Raw genomic sequence first — 16,892 nt, 5'->3', positions numbered from 1 at the left:
GCTTCCCACCCGACCGGACGCGGAGCCCCAACCGGAGCTTCCCCAGCATGTCGTCCGCGCCGCCCCAGATTCTTGGCGATGCCGTTTCCTCCTCCGCCTCGTCGGTGCTCGCGGCGCTGCGCCCGCCTGCGGCCACCCGCGTCCACAAGTTCGGCGGCAGCAGCGTCGCCGACGCCACCCGCATCCTCGCCCTGTCGCCGCTGGTCGACGATGGCGCCGACGTGCGCGTGGTGGTGGTCTCGGCGATGGCCGGCACGACCAACGCCCTGGTCGAGATGGCCACGCAGGCCGCCTCGGGCCAGGACTGGAGCACGGGCTGGTCCGGACTGCGCGAGCGCCACCTGCTGACAGCGGACGCGATCGATCCGGAGGCGCGCCACGGCCTGCGCGATGCGGTCGCGCGCGATTTCGACGGCCTGCGCGACGACCTGCTCGCCCTGGCGTCGGCAACCGGCGACACCGCGCCGCTGGTCGCGCAGGTGCACGGCCTCGGCGAAACGGTGTCCTCGCGACTGGTGCAGGCCGCGCTCGGCGGCGAGCCCTCCGGCTGGCAGCGGCTCGATGCGCGCGAGGTGCTGGTCGTGCATCCGGGCGAGATGGGCGTCGGCGTCGAATGGGACGCCTCGCGCGAGCGCTTCGCGGACTGGCGCGCACGCAAACTGCCCCGCCGCGTGGTGGTCACCGGCTTCGTCGCGCGCGACCTGTCCGGCCGCTGCACCACCCTGGGACGCAACGGCAGCGACTACTCCGCGGCGATCTTCGCCAACCTGTTCGACGCCGGCGAACTGGTCATCTGGACCGACGTCGACGGCGTGCTGTCGGCCGATCCGCGGCTGGTGCCCGACGCGGTGTGCCTGCCGTCGATGAGCTACGCCGAAGCCTGCGAACTGGCGTATTTCGGCGCCAAGGTGCTGCATCCGCAGACCCTGGCGCCGGTGCAGTCGCGCGGCATCCCGCTGTGCATCCGCAACACGCTCAACCCCGCCGCACCGGGCACGCGCATCGTCGAACGAGTCGAGGGCGGCGGCGATGGCAGCCTGGTCAAGGGACTGACCATCGTGCGTGAGATGGCGGTGCTCGAACTGGTCGGCAACGGCATGGTGGGCGTGCCGGGTACGGCGGAGAAGCTCTTTGCCGCGCTGCACGGCGCCGGCGTCTCGGTGACGATGATCTCGCAGGGTTCCTCGGAGCATTCGATCTGCTGCGTGGTGCGCGCCGCGCAGGTCGAGCAGGCGCGCGCCACGGTCGAGGCGGCGTTCGCCGACGCCATGGCCGACGCGCGCACCCAGGCGGTGAACGTCACCCCCGGCATCGCCATCCTCGCCGCGGTCGGCGACGGCATGGTCGGCATTCCCGGCGTGGCGGCGCGGCTGTTCGCGGCGCTGGCGCAGTCGCGGGTGAACATCCGCGCGATCGCGCAGGGTTCGAGCGAACGCAACATCTCGGTGGCCATCGCCGACGCCGACGCCACCCGCGCCCTGCGCGCGGCCCATTCCGCGTTCTGGCTGTCGCCGCAGACGGTGTCGGTGGGCGTGATCGGTCCGGGGCAGGTCGGCCGCGCGCTGCTGTCGCAGATGGCCGCCGTGCTGCCGAAGTTGCGGGCCGCGTCGCAGATCGACCTGCGCCTGCGCGGGATCGCCAACAGCGGCTACATGGCGCTGGACCATTTCGCCATCCATCCCGACGAGGCGGTCGCACGCCTGACCGGAATGACCACCCAGGCCTTCGATGCCGACGCCTTCGCCGCGCATGTCCGCGCCGAACACCTGCCGCATGCGCTGATCGTCGACTGCAGCGGCAGCGATGCGATCGCGCGCCGTTATCCCGAATGGCTGGCGGCCGGCATCCACGTGGTCACGCCCAGCAAGCATGCCGGCAGCGGCGACTGGTCGCGCTATCTCGCGATCCGCGAGGCCCAGCGCAGTGGCGGCGCGCGCTTCATGTACGAGGCCACGGTCGGCGCCGGACTGCCGGTGATCCAGACCTTGCGCAACCTGCTCGATACCGGCGACGAGCTCGAGGCGATCGACGGCATGCTTTCGGGCACGCTGGCGTGGCTGTTCAACAGCTACGACGGCAGCCGGCCGTTCTCGGCGCTGGTGCGCGAGGCGCGCGAGCTCGGCTACACCGAACCCGATCCACGCGACGACCTGTCCGGCCTCGACGTGGCGCGCAAGCTGGTGATCCTCGCGCGCGAGGCGGGGCAGGAGCTCTCGCTGGACGACGTGGCGATCGAGAGCCTGGTGCCCACGCACTTGCAGGGCGTGTCGCGCGACGAATTCCTGGCGCGGCTGGCGGAGCTCGACGCGCCGATGCAGGCGCGCCTGGACGAGGCCAGGGCCGGCGGCCTGGCGCTGCGCCACATCGCGCACCTCTCGCGCGGCAACGGCGCCCGCGTCGGCGTGGTCGCGCTGCCGGCCGCGCACGCCTGCTGCCATACCCGCCTGACCGACAACCTGGTGCAGTTCACCACCGCGCGCTACGCCAGCAATCCGCTGGTGGTGCAGGGGCCGGGCGCCGGCCCGCAGGTGACCGCGGCCGGCGTGTTCGGCGACGTGCTGGCGATCGCGCACTCGCTCAGCAGCGGTATCGGCGCGCACGCATGAAGACAAGCGCGAGCGCGTTCGCCCCGGCCAGCGTCGGCAACATCGGGGTGGGCTTCGACCTGCTGGGCCATGCCGTCCACGGCCCGCGCGATGTGGCGACCGTGCGCCGGATCGACGAACCGGTGGTGCGCATCGAGGCGATCCACGGCGCCATCGCCGGCGTCGAGCGGCTGCCGCTGGACGCCTCGAGCAATACCGCCGGCGGCGCGCTGATCGCGCTGCGGGCCGAGTTGGGATTACCGTTCGGCTTCGCGCTGACGCTGGACAAGGGCATCCCGTTGGGTTCGGGGCTCGGCGGTTCGGCGGCGTCCTGCGTGGCCGCGCTGGTCGCCGCGAACGCGCTGCTCGATGCGCCGCTGCCACGCGAGTCGTTGTACGGCTGCGCGCTCGACGGCGAGGCGATCTCGAGCGGCAGCCGCCATGGCGACAACGTCGCGCCGATGCTGCTCGGAGGCGTCGCGCTGGCGACCGCCACCCGCGCGCTGCGCATCGAGGCGCCGGACTGGCTGCATGCGGTGGTGGTCCATCCCGACCAGGTGCTGGAAACGCGACGCTCGCGCGCGGTGCTGGCCGAGCCCTACCCGCTGCACACGGTGGTCGAGCAGACCGCGCACCTGGCGCAGTTCCTGCTCGGGCTGCAGCGCGGCGACGCGGCGTTGATCCGCGACGGCCTGCACGACGTCCTGGTCGAGCCACGGCGCGCACCGCTGATCCCGGGTTTCACGCAGGTGAAGGATGCGGCGCTCGCGCACGGGGCGCTCGGTGCGAGCATCTCCGGCGGCGGCCCCAGCGTGTTCGCCTGGTTCGCATCGAAGGCGGAAGCGGAGGCCGCGGCCCCGGCGATGCGTGGCGCATTCGTCGACGCCGGATTCGAGGCGCGCGCCTACGTGACCCCCGTCAACGCGCCGCGTGCAGAGGTGCTTCCCTGACCGGATCGTGAGTGGGGTCAGAATCGACTTTTCCCTGCGCTGCCCGAATACCGTCGTGTCCTGGCCAAAAGTCGACTCTGACCCCGGTTTTTCCTGACTCCGGTTTTTCGCGTTCGTCCTGTTCCAGATCCTGAGCTCGAGGTTTGCATTCCATGCAGTTCACCAGCACCCGCGGGCGGATTCCACCGACGTCCATCGATGTCGCCCTCGTCGCCGGACTGGCGCCCGACGGCGGCCTGTACGTGCCGACGTGCTTCCCGCGGCCGGATTTTTCCGTGCCCGCGCCGTCGCTCGCGGCGATGGCCACCCGCACCCTGGCGCCCTACTTCGCCGATTCCGCCCTGCGCGAACGCCTCGACGCGATCTGCGTCGACGCTTTCTGCTTCGACGCGCCGCTGCGGCCGCTCGACGGCGCGGCCGATCACGTGCTGGAGCTGTTCCACGGCCCCACCGCCGCGTTCAAGGACTATGCCGCGCGCTTCCTCGCGCGCGCACTGGAGGCCTTGCGCGATCCGGCCGCGCCGCCGACCACCATCGTCGTCGCGACCTCGGGCGACACCGGCGCCGCGGTCGCGGCCGCGTTCCATCGGCGCCCGGGATTCCGGGTGCTGATCCTGTATCCGGAAGGCAAGGTGTCGCCGCGGCAGGCGCACGGTCTGGAGTGCTGGGGCGACAACGTCGTCGCCTACCGCGTCGACGGCAGCTTCGACGACTGCCAGCGCCTGGCCAAGCAGGCGCTGTCGGACGAGGCGCTGCGCGCACAGGTGCCGCTGGGTTCGGCCAACAGCATCAGTCTCGGCCGGCTGCTGCCGCAGGCCGCCTACTACGCGCACACGGCGACGGACTACCACGCGCGCCACGGGCAACCGCTCAACTTCATCGTGCCCACCGGCAACCTCGGCAACGCCAGCGCCGCCTTCGTCGCGCGCGCGATGGGCGCGGCAGTGGGCGAGATCCGCCTGGCCTGCAACGCCAACGACACCCTGCCCCGCTACTTCGCCGGCGACGACTACGCCGCGCAGCCCACCCGCACCACGCTGGCCAACGCGATGGACGTCGGCGCACCGAGCAACTTCGAGCGCCTGCGCCACTGGCATGCGGACGACGCGGCCCTGCGTGCGGCGTTCGTCGCGGATTCGGTGGACGATGCCACGATCCGCGATACGATCCGCGCCGCGCCGGACCGGCACGGCATCGTGCCCTGCCCGCACACGGCGACCGCGCTCAGCGTGCTGCAGACCTTGCGCGAGGGCGGCGACACGCGCCCCTGGGCGGTGGTCGCCACCGCGCATCCGGCCAAGTTCGAGAGCATCGTCGAGCCGCTGGTCGGGCACGCGGTCGAACCGCCGCCGGCGCTCGTCGAGTGCCTCGCCCGGCCGGCGACGGCCACGCGGCTGGCCAACGACTACCGCGCACTGGTGGCCGCGCTCGGAACCTGACCACCGTCGCGACGCCCAGGCCCCGCGTAGCCCGGGTAAGCGAAGCGCACCCGGGACCCATCGGAGCGCGCCCCATCGCGACGGCCGGATGCCGCCTTGCCCTACCTCACCCCCACGCGCATGGCGGCACACGCCCCGGCGCCGCCCTCAACGTGCCGCCATGAACGCCTCGATCTCCTCCGCGCTGCGCGCCAGCCCGCGTAGCCCGGGTAAGCGCAGCGCACCCGGGACCCATCGGAGCGCGCCCTAACGCGACGACCGGACGCGGTCTTGCCCCGACCCACCCCACGCACATGTCGGCATCATCCCCCGGCGCCGCCCTCAACGTGCCGCCATGAACGCCTCGATTTCCTCCGCGCTGCGCGCCAGTCCTTCGGTCAGCAGCTCGTGGCCATCCTGGGTGATCACCACGTTGTCCTCGATGCGGATGCCGATTCCCCGCCATTTCGCCGGCACGCTGGTGTCGTCTACCGGCACGTAGAGGCCGGGTTCGATGGTGAAGACCATTCCCGGTTCGAGCAGGCGCGACTCGCCGTCGATGCGATAGTCGCCGACGTCGTGCACGTCGAGGCCGAGCCAGTGCCCGGTCTTGTGGCGGTAATAGCGCTTGTAGCCGCCGTCGGCGATGGTCTTCTCCAGCTTGCCCTTGAGCAGGCCGAGCGACAGCAGGCCCTCGGTGAGCGCCTCGACCGCGGCGTTGTGCCCGGCCTCGTAGGGCACGCCCGGGCGCGCCTGCGCCAATGCCGCGGCCTGCGCCGCCGCGACCAGGTCGTGCAGCGCGCGCTGCTCCCGGGTGTAGCGGCCGTTGGCGGGGAAGGTGCGGGTGATGTCGGCGGCGTAGCCTCGGTATTCGGCGCCGGCATCGACCAGCACCAGGTCGCCGTCGCGCGCCTGCCCGCGGTTGGCGCGGTAGTGCAGCACGCAGGCATTGGCACCGGCACCGACGATGCTGGCGTACGCGGGCTCGGCATCGGCGGCACGGAACACCCGCTCCAGTTCCGCCTGCAGCTCGTACTCGTGGACGCCGGGGCGGGCCGCACGCATCGCCGCCTCGTGCGCCTGCACGCTGATCCGCGCCGCGCGGCGCATCAGCTTGAGTTCGTCGCGCGACTTGAACAGCCGCATCTCGTCGAGCAGGTGGCCCAGCTCCAGGAACTCGTGCGGCGGCTGCGCCCCGAGTCGCACCTGCGCACGGACCCGGTTGAGCCAGCCGATCAGCTTGAGGTCGAACTCGGTATCGAGCCCGAAGTGGTAGTAGACGCGGGTCCGCCCCTCGAGCAGACCGGGCAGGATCTCGTCGAGGTCGTCGATCGGATAGGCATCGTCCATGCCGTAGGCCTCGACCGCGCCCTCGGGCCCCGCGCGCGGGCCATCCCAGCCCTCGCGCTCGGGATCGCGTTCGCGGCAGAACAGCAGCGCCTCGCCATGGCGACGGCCGGGCACCAGCACCAGCACCGCCTCCGGCTCCGGGAACCCGGTGAGGTACCACAGGTCCGAGTCCTGGCGGTACGGATAATGGGTGTCCCGGCTGCGGATGCGCTCCGGCGCGGAGGGCAGCACCAGGATCGCGTCCTCGCCCGCCATCCGCATCAGTTGCCGGCGGCGGCGTGCATAGCCCTGGGCCGGAATCCCGGTGACCGCCCGCATCCCCACCGGCCTCTAGTTCAAACGCCCGCGATGGCGCGGACCCAGGGTGCAATCGCCATGCAGCAGCAGGACCGCGACCCGCACGTATTCCTCGATTTCGGCCAGTGCGTCCTCGTCCTCCTGGTCGCCGCCGTCCTCGGGCGCCGCGCCCGACAGGCGCACGAGGTCCGCGAGCGCTTCGCCTCCCTCCTCCGACAGCGGCGGGGAGGCCCCGGCCGCCAGTCCGAACGCACCGACGAACCCGCGGCACCAGTCGAACAGCGCGCCGCTGCGCACGAACAGCGACGCGTCGGCATCCGGTAGCAGCAGCGCGAACCCGAAGTCGCGGTCCTCCAGCTGCGCCGCCGTCGCCTCGCGCAGGCGGTCCAGTGCGTCGCCCGGGGCGACCGCAGCCAGTTCCCGGTCCGCCAGCACCTTGCCGAGCCAGTCCGGCCCATCGGCGCCGCCGCCGGCCAGCCAGCCGCACAGGCTGCCGTGCAGTTCGCTGGCGCCTACGCCCAGGTGCCGGTCGCGGCTGGCCGATTCGACGTCCTGCAGCGGCGGCAAGGCTTCGGGCACGGATGGTTTCCTCCTGCGTGTGCGACAAGTCTAGAACGTCGCCCGCGCGGCTGCATGCGGACCATGCGCCGTCGCATGTCAGCGGCCGCTTGTTGCCGCCCGGCGCGGACGCCTACACTCGACGGCATTCATGGACGTAAGCGCAGGGGTTCTCCGCGTGCCGACCAATCCGGGGGATCTGCAGTTGCTGGCCGCGGCCGCCGCCACGGCCGTGCTGCTGGTCGCACTGCTGTTCATCACCCTGCGCCGGCGGCAGAGCGAGCGGTCCTACATCGACCGCCTGCGCGACGGCGAAGAGCGCCTGAAGCTCGCGCTCTGGGCCACCGGCGAGCGCTACTGGGCCTACGATGTCGGCAACGGCAACATCCACCGCCTGGCGGCGGAATCCCGCGAAGATCCGTCCGGGGAACTGGCCGAGGAGGTGTCCGCGGTGGGCGACGTGGTCCACCCCGACGACCTGCCGATGGTGCACCAGCGGGTCGAGGACTACATCGCCGGCCGCACCGACACCTTTCTCGCCGAACTGCGCGTGGCCGACGCCAGCGGCGGCTGGGTATGGATGCGCGCCCGCGGCCGCGCGGTGGCGCGCGACCCCCAGGGCCACATCCGGCGGATCGCCGGGACCGCGCTCAACATCACCGGCACCCGCGCGGCCGAGCGCGAGCTGCGGATCTCCAGCGAGGTGCTGCGCAGCATGAACGAGGCGGTGGCGGTGATCGACCGCAACTTCGACTTCGTGTCCGTCAACCCGGCCTTCCTGCGCATGACCGGCTACGACGAGGAGGACGTGGTCGGCCGCAACTCCAACATCCTCGACAGCCTCCAGCACGACGCGGCCTTCTACCACCACATCCGCGAACAGATCCGCCGCAAGGGCCGCTGGAACGGCGAGATCTGGCAGCGACGCAAGGATGGCGAGGAATTCCTCTGCCAGATCGAATCGAGCACCGTCTACGACAAGAACGGCCAGCTGATCCTGTACGTGGCCGTGCTCAACGACATCACCCAGCAGAAGCGCGCCGAACAGGAACTGCGCTACCTGGCCAACTTCGACACGCTCACCAACCTGCCCAACCGCTCGCTGTTGTCGGAACGGCTGTCGCGCGCGATCGTGCGCGCGCACCGCGAGGACAACCGGATCGCGGTGCTGTTCCTCGACTTGGACCGCTTCAAGGACGTCAACGACTCGCTCGGCCACGCCGCAGGCGACCGCATCCTGCGTGCCGCCGCCGCCCGGCTGCAGCAGACCGTGGGCATGCACCACACCGTCGCGCGCCTGGGCGGCGACGAGTTCACGGTGGTGCTGGAGAACCTGCAGTCGCCGGAGGAGGCCGACCGCGTCGCCCGCGAGATCATCATGGCGTTCGAGGCGCCGCTGCTGCTCGACGACCGCCGCGAGATCGCGATCTCGCCCTCGATCGGCATCAGCCTGTATCCCGACCATGCGCACGTGCCGACCGAGCTGCTCAAGCAGGCCGACACCGCGATGTACCAGGCCAAGGCCGCGGGCCGGCGCACCTTCATGCGCTACGACGATGCGATGGACGTGGTGGTGCGCCAGCGTGCGACCATCTCCGGCGCGCTGCGCAAGGTGCTCGACCGCGGCGAGCTGCGCCTGGTGTTCCAGCCGCAACTGGCGCTGGCCGAAGGCCGGATCACCGGGGTCGAAGCGCTGCTGCGCTGGCACAGCGACGAGCACGGCGAGATCCCGCCGGCCGACTTCATCCCGATGGCCGAGGAAAGCGGGCTGATCCTGGAGATCGGCGAATGGGTGCTGCGCGAGGCCTGCCTGACCCTGCAGCGCTGGCGCCAGCACGGCCTGACCGATCTCACCGTCTCGGTCAACGTCTCGGTACTGCAGCTGCTGCGCGGCGACTTCCCGGAAGTGGTCAGCCGCGTGCTGGCGGACATCGACCTGCCGCCCAGCGCGCTCGAGCTCGAGCTCACCGAGAGCGTGCTGATGGCCAACGCCGAACACACCGCGGCCAAGCTGCAGGCCTTCCGCGAGCTCGGGGTGTCGCTGGCGATCGACGATTTCGGCACCGGTTACTCCTCGCTCGCCTACCTCAAGCGGCTGCCGATCACCACGATCAAGATCGACAAGGCCTTCATCGGCGACCTCACCCACGACCCGGAGGACGCCGCGATCACCAGCACGGTGATCACCATGGCCCACTCGCTGGGCCTGAACGTGGTCGCCGAGGGGGTGGAGACCGAGGCCCAAGTCCGCTTCCTGCGCGGCCAGCAGTGCGACGAGGTGCAGGGCTTCTGGCTGTCGCAGCCGCTGGACGCCCACGCCTGCCTGGCCTTCATCCGCAACTGGCGGCCGGCACAGGAGCCGGCGCCGGCCCGGTCGCTGGCGGCGCCTTGACCGCCCCGCGCCCGCTGCCTATCGTGCCGACATGGACCGCCCGGACGTCATCGCCCAGCTTCGCGCCCTGACCGGGCGCATCGATGCCCTGGTCGAACGCGCCCAGAAGCTGTCCGACGAGAACCGTTCGCTGCGCCAGCAGCACGAGCAGATCGCCGGCGAACGTTCGCAACTGCTGGCCAAGAACGAGCAGGCGCGTTCCCGGGTCGAGGCGATGATCGCGCGGCTCAAGTCGCTGGAGCAGCACACGTGAGCACGCGCGCATGAGCGGCGGCAACGAAGCGGTCAGCGTGCACGTCCTCGACCGCGAGTACACCGTCGGCGTCGCCGCCGACGAGCGCGAGAGCCTGATGGCCGCGGCCAGGCTGCTCGACGGACGCATGCGCGAGGTGCGCGGCAGCAACCGCATGGCGGCGGTCGACCGGGTCGCGGTGCTCGCCGCCCTCAACCTCGCGCACGAGTTGCAGCAGGTGCGGGTGGAGAACGAGCAGCGCGATCGCGAGATCGCGCGCCTGCTCGAGGACCTGCAGCGCAAGCTCGACGGCCTGATCGACGCGCGCTGAGCCGCGCACGCGCGGCATGAACCGCGACCCGCTGCTGCCGACGAACGGGCTTGGCAGGAAACGGCAGCGGGCTATACTGCTTTCGCGTCCTCTGCCCTGTCCGACGGCATGCGCAACATTCGCCTTGTCCCTTAATGACGACCACGGGGGCGCGAGGAATCCGGGAGTGCAGGTCCGCCTCGCAGCGGGAAGCCCGATGGAAACCGAACGCTCCCACTTGAACCCCGGGTTCAAGGTCGTTTCGCAGGCATCGGCATGGCGGAGGACGTATCCATTCTGCGGCACCATTTGCGGTGCTGTGCGCGCCGTCCGGCACGACAGTCCTGAGTAGCCACGCTTGCCGCCCTTCCTGTGACCGTGCCGCCCCGGTCACAATGGCGGGCATGATCCCCGCGCAATCCGTTCGATGACGTCCGCACGCGACGCGCTACGGCGCGAGATGCGCGCGCGCCGCCGCGCGCTGCCCGCGCCTGTGCGCATCGCCGCGGCCGAACCGCTGGCCGACCGGCTCCTGGCACTGCCCTTCGCTCCGCGCTCGGGCTTCGTCGCCGGCTACTGGTCGATGGACGGCGAAATCGCGCTGCACGCCTGGCAAGTGCGCCTGCCCGGGGACGTGCGCTACTGCCTGCCGGTACTGCACGAGGACGGCACACTGCGCTTCGCCCCGTGGACACCGGGTGCGCCGCTAACGTCCAACCGCTTCGGCATCCCGGAGCCCGAGGTGCCTGCCGATGCCCTGCTGCCGCCGTCCGCGCTCGGGCTGGCCGTCGTGCCGCTGGTGGCATTCGACGCGCGCGGCCACCGGCTGGGCATGGGCGGCGGCTGGTACGATCGCAGCTTCGCGTTCCGGGTCGCGCAATCCGGTCCGCCGCGACTGGTGGGCGCCGGTTTCGCCGTGCAGCAGGCCGACGCGATCGCGGCCGAACCCTGGGACATCCCGCTCGACGCCGTCTGCACCGAATCCGACACCTTCCTGGTCACAGCATGAGTCCACGCAAACGCTACTGGCTGATGAAATCGGAGCCGACCGATTTCTCGATCGACGACCTGCAACGCGTCGGAACCGAACCATGGACCGGCGTGCGCAACTACCAGGCGCGCAACTTCATGCGCCAGATGCAGGTCGGCGACGGCGTGCTGTTCTACCACTCCAATACGCAGGTGCCGGGGATCTACGGCATCGGCGAAGTGGCCAGTACGGCCTATCCCGATCCGACCCAGTTCAGGAAGAAATCCAAGTACTTCGATCCCAAGGCGACGCAGGAACAGCCGCGCTGGGACCTGGTGGACGTGAAGTTCGTGCGCAAGCTCGGTCGCGCCATCGCGCTGGACGAGATCCGCGGCCACGCCGAGGCGCTGGGCGAGGAGTTCGCGCTGATCCGCAAGGGCACCCGGCTGTCGGTGATGCCGGTGACGGCGGCGCAGTGGAAGCTGCTGCTGGCGCTCGAGTGAGCACTGATTGGGATTCCGCAGGAGTCCTTGTCATCCCGAGCGCGGCGAGGAATCTTGCCTCCGATGCCACGGCAGATCCCTCGCTGCGCTCGGGATGACAACCCGGACGCCGGCCCGCGACAGCAGCGGACGCGTCCGCCCCCCATTCCCCATTCCCCATTCCCCATTCCCATGTCCGAATCCAAGCGCCTGGCCGGCGAAAAGGCCATCGAGTTCGTCGAGGACGGCATGGTCGTCGGGGTCGGCACCGGCTCGACCGTCGCGTTCTTCATCGATGCGCTGGCGCGGATCCGCGATCGCATCGCGGGCGCGGTGTCGAGCTCGGAACAGAGCACGGAACGCCTGCGCGGCCACGGGATCGAGATCCTCGACCTCAACGCCGCCGGTCCGCTGCCGCTGTACGTCGACGGCGCCGACGAATGCGATCCGCACAGGCGGCTGATCAAGGGCGGGGGCGCGGCGCTGACGCGCGAGAAGATCATCGCCCAGGCCAGCGCGCGCTTCGTCTGCATCATCGATCCGGCCAAGCGGGTCGACGTGCTCGGCCGCTTCCCGCTGCCGGTCGAGGTGATCCCGATGGCGCGCAGCCTGGTCGCGCGCGAGATCCTGGCCAGGACCGGCGGCCAGCCGGTGTGGCGCGAGGGCGTGGTCACCGACAACGGCAACTGGGTGCTGGACGTGCACGGCCTGCGCATCGCCGATCCGGTCGCCCTGGAAGGCGAACTCAACCAGATCCCGGGCGTGGTCGCGGTCGGTCTGTTCGCACGCCGCCCGGCGGACGTGGTGATCGTGGGCGGCGAACCGCCGCTGGTGCTGCGTTGAGCCACGGCCGGGGCTGATCCTCCGCAAGCGGCGGGATCGACGCCAGGCGCGGTTCCCGGACAAGCCCGTCCCTGGGGCCCACCCCGAAGACGGAAGTTCAGCGCAGCGAAATCGCCGCGAGCAGGCGCGCGGCCGGTCGCCGCGGCATGGTACGGCGGCGCGCGACCGCCATCGCGGGTCGACGACGGCGGACCGGGAGCGCGGGTGCGCGGTTTTCGGCCACGCCATCGCGCCGCGCCCACGCGAGCAGGCGGGCCGCGAGCAGGCTGGTGGCCGGGAGCGCCATGAGCCAGAACGGCGTCCAGCCGAAGGCGCCGCCGATGTCGCGCGCCGCAGGGAACGTCAGCAGGACGATCGCGGCCAGGAACAACGTGCCGAGCAGCAGCCGCTCGACGGTCGGCAGGGCAGCGGAATGCGGCGGGCGGGATTCGGGTCGGGTCATGACGGTCGCTCCTGTGGTGGCGCACAGGGTCGCCGGCCGCCATCTCAGGGACTGCGACCGCCTCGGCCCGACCGGGCCCGCGCCGCCGCGGGCATCAGTAACCGGCGGCGTCGAGCGCCTTGCCCGCGGTCGCCCGCCCGACATCGATCAGCTCGGCGGCGCGCCAGAATTCGTAGAACTGGCAGGCATCGCGCGGGATGCGGATCAGCAGCTCCGGCGGATCCATCGCCAGCTGCACGCGCGCGATCTGCGCCTGCATCGTGTCGAGCGATCGCGACATGATCTCGGGCAGGCCCATGCGCAGCGCGTCGCGGTCGGCGGCGGTGTCCTCGCCGTCGGCCATGCGCTCGACCGCGCGCTCCAGCCAGTCGCCGAAGCGTCCGGCCAGGGTGGGCGCTTCGTCGGCCTGCGGCCGCGCCGGCTCGCCGGGCGGACGCTGCGGCCAACCGTGCATGTCGACAGCCACCAGCCGGTGCGCATCCGACATGCGCGTGGCCGCGATCGGCAACGGCGCCAGCAGCCCACCGTCCACCAGCGCGCGCCCGTTGACGCGATGCGGGGTGAACAGGCCCGGGATCGCGAACGAGGCGCGCAACGCGTCCCACAGCCGCCCTTCGCGGATCCAGACCTCGCGCTGGCGCTGCAGGTCGACCGCGACGGCGGTGAACTCCACCGGCAGCGACTCGATCAGGGGGTCGCCCACCACCTCGCGCATCGCCTCGACCAGGCGCAGGCCGCGCAGCAGTCCGGAACGCCGCCAGCCAGGGTCGAGGAGGCGCAGGAAGTCGCGTCGCGACATCGCCCGCAGTCGCTGGTCGAACTCGCGCAGCCTGCCCGCGGCGAAGATGCCGCCCACCAGTGCGCCGCTGGACGAACCGCAGACCGCATCGATCCGGAAGCCGCGCTCCTCCAGCACCTCGATCACGCCGATCTGCGCCAGGCCGCGCGCGCCGCCGGCCCCGAGCACCAGCGCGATGCGCTCGCGCTGCGCCCGCGGCGGCGCGCCGTCCACTGCCTCGCCCACCGCCATCAACGGTCGTAGTTCGACAGGGCGAGCTGGAGCAGCGACTTGGCCTGCTCGCGCAGCGCCGGCGGCTCGACGATCTCGGCGTCCGCGCCGTAGTGCAGCACGTCCATCAGCAGTTCGCGCGAGGCGCTGTAGGGCAACTTGAGCTCGTAGCGGCCGTCGGCGAGGTGCCGGCCCTGCTGCTGCGAATGCCAGTGCTCGTCGGCCACCCAGCGCGCGGCCCTGGCGCTGAACACGATCGTCGCCACGCCCTTCGGCGGGCCGGAGAAGATGCCGTAGCTGCCGGCCAGGTGGGTGTCGAGCTGCTGCTCGTCGATGTCGCGCGCGGCGGCATCGAGCACGCGCGCGGCCCCGATGCGGTCGACCGAGAAGCTGCGCAGCGCCTCGCGCTCGTGGTCCCAGGCGTCGAGGTACCAGTTGTCGCGGTAGTGGGTGATGCGCTGCGGCGAGACCGTGCGCCGGGTCTTCTCGTCGGTCGAGCGCGCGCGGTAGTCGAACGCCAGCTGCTTGCGCTGCAGCACCGCCGAACACACGGTACGGAACGCGTGCTCGTCCATGCGCCGGCCGCGGTGCGGGATCACACGCACCCGTTCCACCGGCCAGCGCTTGCCGGCCGAATGCTCGTCGAGCAGCTTGTCGATCCGCGCCTGCAGCGGCGCCAGCGCATTCGACAGCACGCCGCCGCCGCTGCGCGAGAGCAACTGCTGCGCGGCCAGCAACGCGTGCAGCTCGTCGGAATTGAGCCACAGCCCCGGCAGTTCGAACCGCCCGCCCTCCTCGGCGTCGTAGCGGAAGCCGGCTTCGCCGTCCCCGACCACCGGCGCCATCAGCGCGTCGCGCAGGAAGGCCAGGTCGCGGTAGACGGTGGCCCGGGAGCATTCGAGCTCTTCCTGCAGGCGCGCGACCGTCACCGGATAGCGCGAGGTCTTGAGGATGCGGTGCAGGGAAAGGATGCGTTCGTATCGGTCCATGGCCGGATTATGCGCCCGTCGGCCGCAGGTTGGCGTCGCCCGGGGGGTGCGTGGCGGCGTGGTTCCGGGCGCGCGGGATTGCAGCGTCGCGGCGGGGGTCCCACCATGTCCGACCGGATCGATGCAGGAAGACGGCGGAACCGCTTGGCCAGCAGGACGACAGCAACCGCGCCGCAGGCGTGCATCCCCGCACCCCGGCCGCCGAGGCCGGACACGGGCGCGCGCGTCGGAGATCACGGGAGGCCGGCGTGGACCTGTGGCTGACGCTGGGCATCCTGGCCGGCGCCATCTACCTGTTCGTCACCGAGAAGGTGCGGATGGACGTGGTGGCGCTGCTGGTGATGACGGCGCTGCTGGCGACCGGCGTGGTCACGGTGCCGGAGGCGCTCTCGGGTTTCAGCAGCCAGGCCACGGTCATGGTCGGCGCCATGTTCGTGCTGAGCGCGGCGCTGCAGCGCAACGGCGCGCTGGTGGCGATCGGCGAGCTGCTCTCGAAGATCCGCTGGCGCTGGCTGTTCCTGCTGCTGATGCTGGTGCTGGTCTCGTGCGTGTCGGCTTTCATCAACAACACCGCGACGGTGGCAGTGTTCCTGCCGCTGGTGATCGCCGCCAGCACCGCCAACCGCTGGGCGCCCTCGAGGTTCCTGATCCCGTTGTCCTACATGTCGCAGGCGGCCGGCGCCTGCACCCTGATCGGCACCTCGACCAACCTGCTGGTGGACGCGATGGCGCGCGAATCGGCGGGCATCGGCTTCACCCTGTTCGAGTTCGCGCCGCTGGGCATCGTCTTCGTCGGCATCTGCATGCTCTACCTGATGACGGTGGGCCGCTGGCTGCTGCCCGACCGCGGCATCCCCGGCAGCGACGACACCGAGCACGTGGGCCGCTACGTCGCCGAGCTGCTGGTGCCGGCGGAGTCCGACGCCATCGGCCTGCGCCGCGAACAGGTGGTGCCCGCCACCATCGACGATGTGCTGGTCCTGGAGATCCTGCGCAACGGCGACCCGGTCCACGGCGAGGCCGCCGTGGTGCGCGAGGGCGACCGGTTGCTGCTGCGCGGCGAGTGGAAGCAGATCGCGGCGGTGCGCAGGGCGCGCAGACTCCGGTTCGACCACGTCGCACGCGACCTGGACGGCGACCTCGCCGCCGGCCGGGTGCAGGTGGAGGCGATGGTCTCGCCCGGCTCGCACCTGATCGGGCACACCTTGGCGGGGATGCGCTTCGGGCACATGTACCGCACCCGCGTGCACGGCATCCACCGCCGCCTGCTCGACATCCGCCAGCCGCTCGACCACGTCGAACTCAGCGTCGGCGACGTGCTGCTGCTCGACGCGCCGGAGAAGGCGATCGAGGATCTGCGCGCGGACAAGGGCATGATCGTGCTCGGAACGCACAAGGAGGCGAAGGTCGACGTGTTCCGCGCGGCGATGTCGGTGCTGGTGATGGCCGCCACCATCGGTGTGGTCGCGCTGGGCTGGCTGCCGATCGTGGTCGCCGCGCTGATCGGCTGCGCGGCGCTGCTGGTGTTCCGGTTGATCGATCCGGACGAGGCCTACCGCGCGATCGACTGGCGGGTGATCCTGCTGCTGGCGGGGATCATTCCCCTCGGCATCGCGTTGCAGAAGACCGGCGGCGCGGCGCTGGCCGCGGAGTTCATGATCGGATCGCTCGGCGGCTACGGGCCCTTGGCGGCGCTGGCGGCGGTGTACCTGATGACGGCGATCGCCACCGAGTTCATGAGCAACAACGCCTCGGCGGTGCTGGTGGTGCCGATCGCGCTGGCCGCGGCCGAGTCGCTGGGCGTCGACCCCAAGCCGCTGCTGGTGGCGGTGGCGTTCGCCGCCTCGACCAGCTTCGCCACTCCGATCAGCTACCAGACCAACACCATGGTGTTCACCGCGGGCGGCTACCGCTTCTCCGACTTCGTGCGCATCGGCCTGCCGCTCAACGTGGTGTTCTGCACCGCGGCGATCCTGCTGATCCCGCGCTTCTTCCCCTTCTGAGCGACACACGGCCGGACGCATCGCGCCGTCCGGGCGGGTCGCGTTCTTCCAGCCAGTGCTCG

15 protein-coding genes and 1 other RNA gene are annotated in these 16,892 nt (G+C 71.3%); 11 read left to right on the top strand and 5 right to left on the bottom strand.

Going from position 1 to position 16,892, the window contains the following annotated elements:
• Positions 1 to 47 precede the first annotated feature (47 nt).
• The 3 genes from thrA (at position 48) to thrC (ending at position 4,974) form a co-directional block, all read left to right on the top strand.
• Complete coding sequence (thrA, locus tag JMO03_RS00975) at positions 48 to 2,606, top strand: bifunctional aspartate kinase/homoserine dehydrogenase I (protein ID WP_202839311.1); 2,559 nt, start codon at positions 48 to 50, stop codon at positions 2,604 to 2,606.
• The gene (locus JMO03_RS00970; RefSeq protein WP_202839310.1) at positions 2,603 to 3,535 is read left to right on the top strand and encodes a homoserine kinase; all 933 of its coding nucleotides are present in this window, start codon (positions 2,603 to 2,605) and stop codon (positions 3,533 to 3,535) included. Before thrA ends, JMO03_RS00970 begins: the two co-directional genes overlap by 4 nt.
• A 152-nt stretch (positions 3,536 to 3,687) precedes the next feature.
• Positions 3,688 to 4,974, top strand: coding sequence for a threonine synthase (thrC, locus tag JMO03_RS00965; RefSeq protein ID WP_202839309.1), 1,287 nt, complete (start codon positions 3,688 to 3,690; stop codon positions 4,972 to 4,974).
• Positions 4,975 to 5,295: 321 nt separating this feature from the next.
• On the opposite strand, the gene JMO03_RS00960 is transcribed toward thrC, so the two are convergent.
• Together JMO03_RS00960 and JMO03_RS00955 are read right to left on the bottom strand one after the other, a co-directional pair.
• Positions 5,296 to 6,621, bottom strand: a complete 1,326-nt coding sequence (locus tag JMO03_RS00960) for an aminopeptidase P N-terminal domain-containing protein (RefSeq protein ID WP_202839308.1) — start codon at positions 6,619 to 6,621, stop codon at positions 5,296 to 5,298.
• Positions 6,622 to 6,633: 12 nt separating this feature from the next.
• Positions 6,634 to 7,179, bottom strand: a complete 546-nt coding sequence (locus JMO03_RS00955) for a UPF0149 family protein (protein WP_425491750.1) — start codon at positions 7,177 to 7,179, stop codon at positions 6,634 to 6,636.
• Positions 7,180 to 7,309: 130 nt separating this feature from the next.
• On the opposite strand from JMO03_RS00955, the gene JMO03_RS00950 reads away from it, so the two are divergent.
• The 7 genes from JMO03_RS00950 to rpiA all read left to right on the top strand — a co-directional run bounded on the left by JMO03_RS00950 (position 7,310) and on the right by rpiA (position 12,387).
• The gene (locus JMO03_RS00950; protein ID WP_238345777.1) at positions 7,310 to 9,550 is read left to right on the top strand and encodes a putative bifunctional diguanylate cyclase/phosphodiesterase; all 2,241 of its coding nucleotides are present in this window, start codon (positions 7,310 to 7,312) and stop codon (positions 9,548 to 9,550) included.
• A 31-nt stretch (positions 9,551 to 9,581) separates the two neighbouring features.
• Positions 9,582 to 9,803, top strand: a complete 222-nt coding sequence (locus JMO03_RS00945) for a TIGR02449 family protein (RefSeq protein WP_202839305.1) — start codon at positions 9,582 to 9,584, stop codon at positions 9,801 to 9,803.
• 10 nt (positions 9,804 to 9,813) lie between these two features.
• Positions 9,814 to 10,113 (top strand): cell division protein ZapA, encoded by a 300-nt coding sequence (locus JMO03_RS00940; protein WP_202839304.1) that lies wholly within the window; start codon positions 9,814 to 9,816, stop codon positions 10,111 to 10,113.
• Positions 10,114 to 10,198: 85 nt separating this feature from the next.
• Positions 10,199 to 10,382: non-coding RNA, 6S RNA (ssrS, locus tag JMO03_RS00935), on the top strand.
• 137 nt (positions 10,383 to 10,519) lie between these two features.
• Positions 10,520 to 11,101, top strand: coding sequence for a 5-formyltetrahydrofolate cyclo-ligase (locus tag JMO03_RS00930; RefSeq protein WP_202839303.1), 582 nt, complete (start codon positions 10,520 to 10,522; stop codon positions 11,099 to 11,101).
• Entirely contained in the window at positions 11,098 to 11,565 is a 468-nt protein-coding gene (locus tag JMO03_RS00925; protein WP_202839302.1) for an EVE domain-containing protein, read from the top strand. The genes JMO03_RS00930 and JMO03_RS00925 overlap by 4 nt, the downstream gene beginning before the upstream one ends.
• A 171-nt stretch (positions 11,566 to 11,736) precedes the next feature.
• Positions 11,737 to 12,387, top strand: coding sequence for a ribose-5-phosphate isomerase RpiA (gene rpiA, locus JMO03_RS00920; RefSeq protein ID WP_202839297.1), 651 nt, complete (start codon positions 11,737 to 11,739; stop codon positions 12,385 to 12,387).
• 97 nt (positions 12,388 to 12,484) lie between these two features.
• Here rpiA and JMO03_RS00915 read toward each other — a convergent pair whose 3' ends face one another.
• The 3 genes from JMO03_RS00915 to JMO03_RS00905 form a co-directional block, all read right to left on the bottom strand.
• Entirely contained in the window at positions 12,485 to 12,829 is a 345-nt protein-coding gene (locus JMO03_RS00915; RefSeq protein ID WP_202839296.1) for a hypothetical protein, read from the bottom strand.
• 94 nt (positions 12,830 to 12,923) lie between these two features.
• On the bottom strand, positions 12,924 to 13,859 hold the full coding sequence (locus JMO03_RS00910; RefSeq protein ID WP_202839295.1) for a patatin-like phospholipase family protein: 936 nt from the start codon (positions 13,857 to 13,859) through the stop codon (positions 12,924 to 12,926).
• Positions 13,859 to 14,827, bottom strand: a complete 969-nt coding sequence (locus JMO03_RS00905) for a helix-turn-helix transcriptional regulator (protein WP_202839294.1) — start codon at positions 14,825 to 14,827, stop codon at positions 13,859 to 13,861. The genes JMO03_RS00910 and JMO03_RS00905 overlap by 1 nt, the downstream gene beginning before the upstream one ends.
• Positions 14,828 to 15,075: 248 nt before the next feature.
• On the opposite strand from JMO03_RS00905, the gene JMO03_RS00900 reads away from it, so the two are divergent.
• Positions 15,076 to 16,830, top strand: coding sequence for an SLC13 family permease (locus JMO03_RS00900; RefSeq protein WP_202839292.1), 1,755 nt, complete (start codon positions 15,076 to 15,078; stop codon positions 16,828 to 16,830).
• Positions 16,831 to 16,892: the final 62 nt, after the last annotated feature.

The sequence above is a fragment of the Luteimonas saliphila genome, assembly GCF_016774335.1.
Taxonomy (GTDB): domain Bacteria; phylum Pseudomonadota; class Gammaproteobacteria; order Xanthomonadales; family Xanthomonadaceae; genus Luteimonas; species Luteimonas saliphila.
Note: the sequence above shows the minus strand (reverse complement) of the source record. Positions and strands in the feature narration are given on the sequence as shown.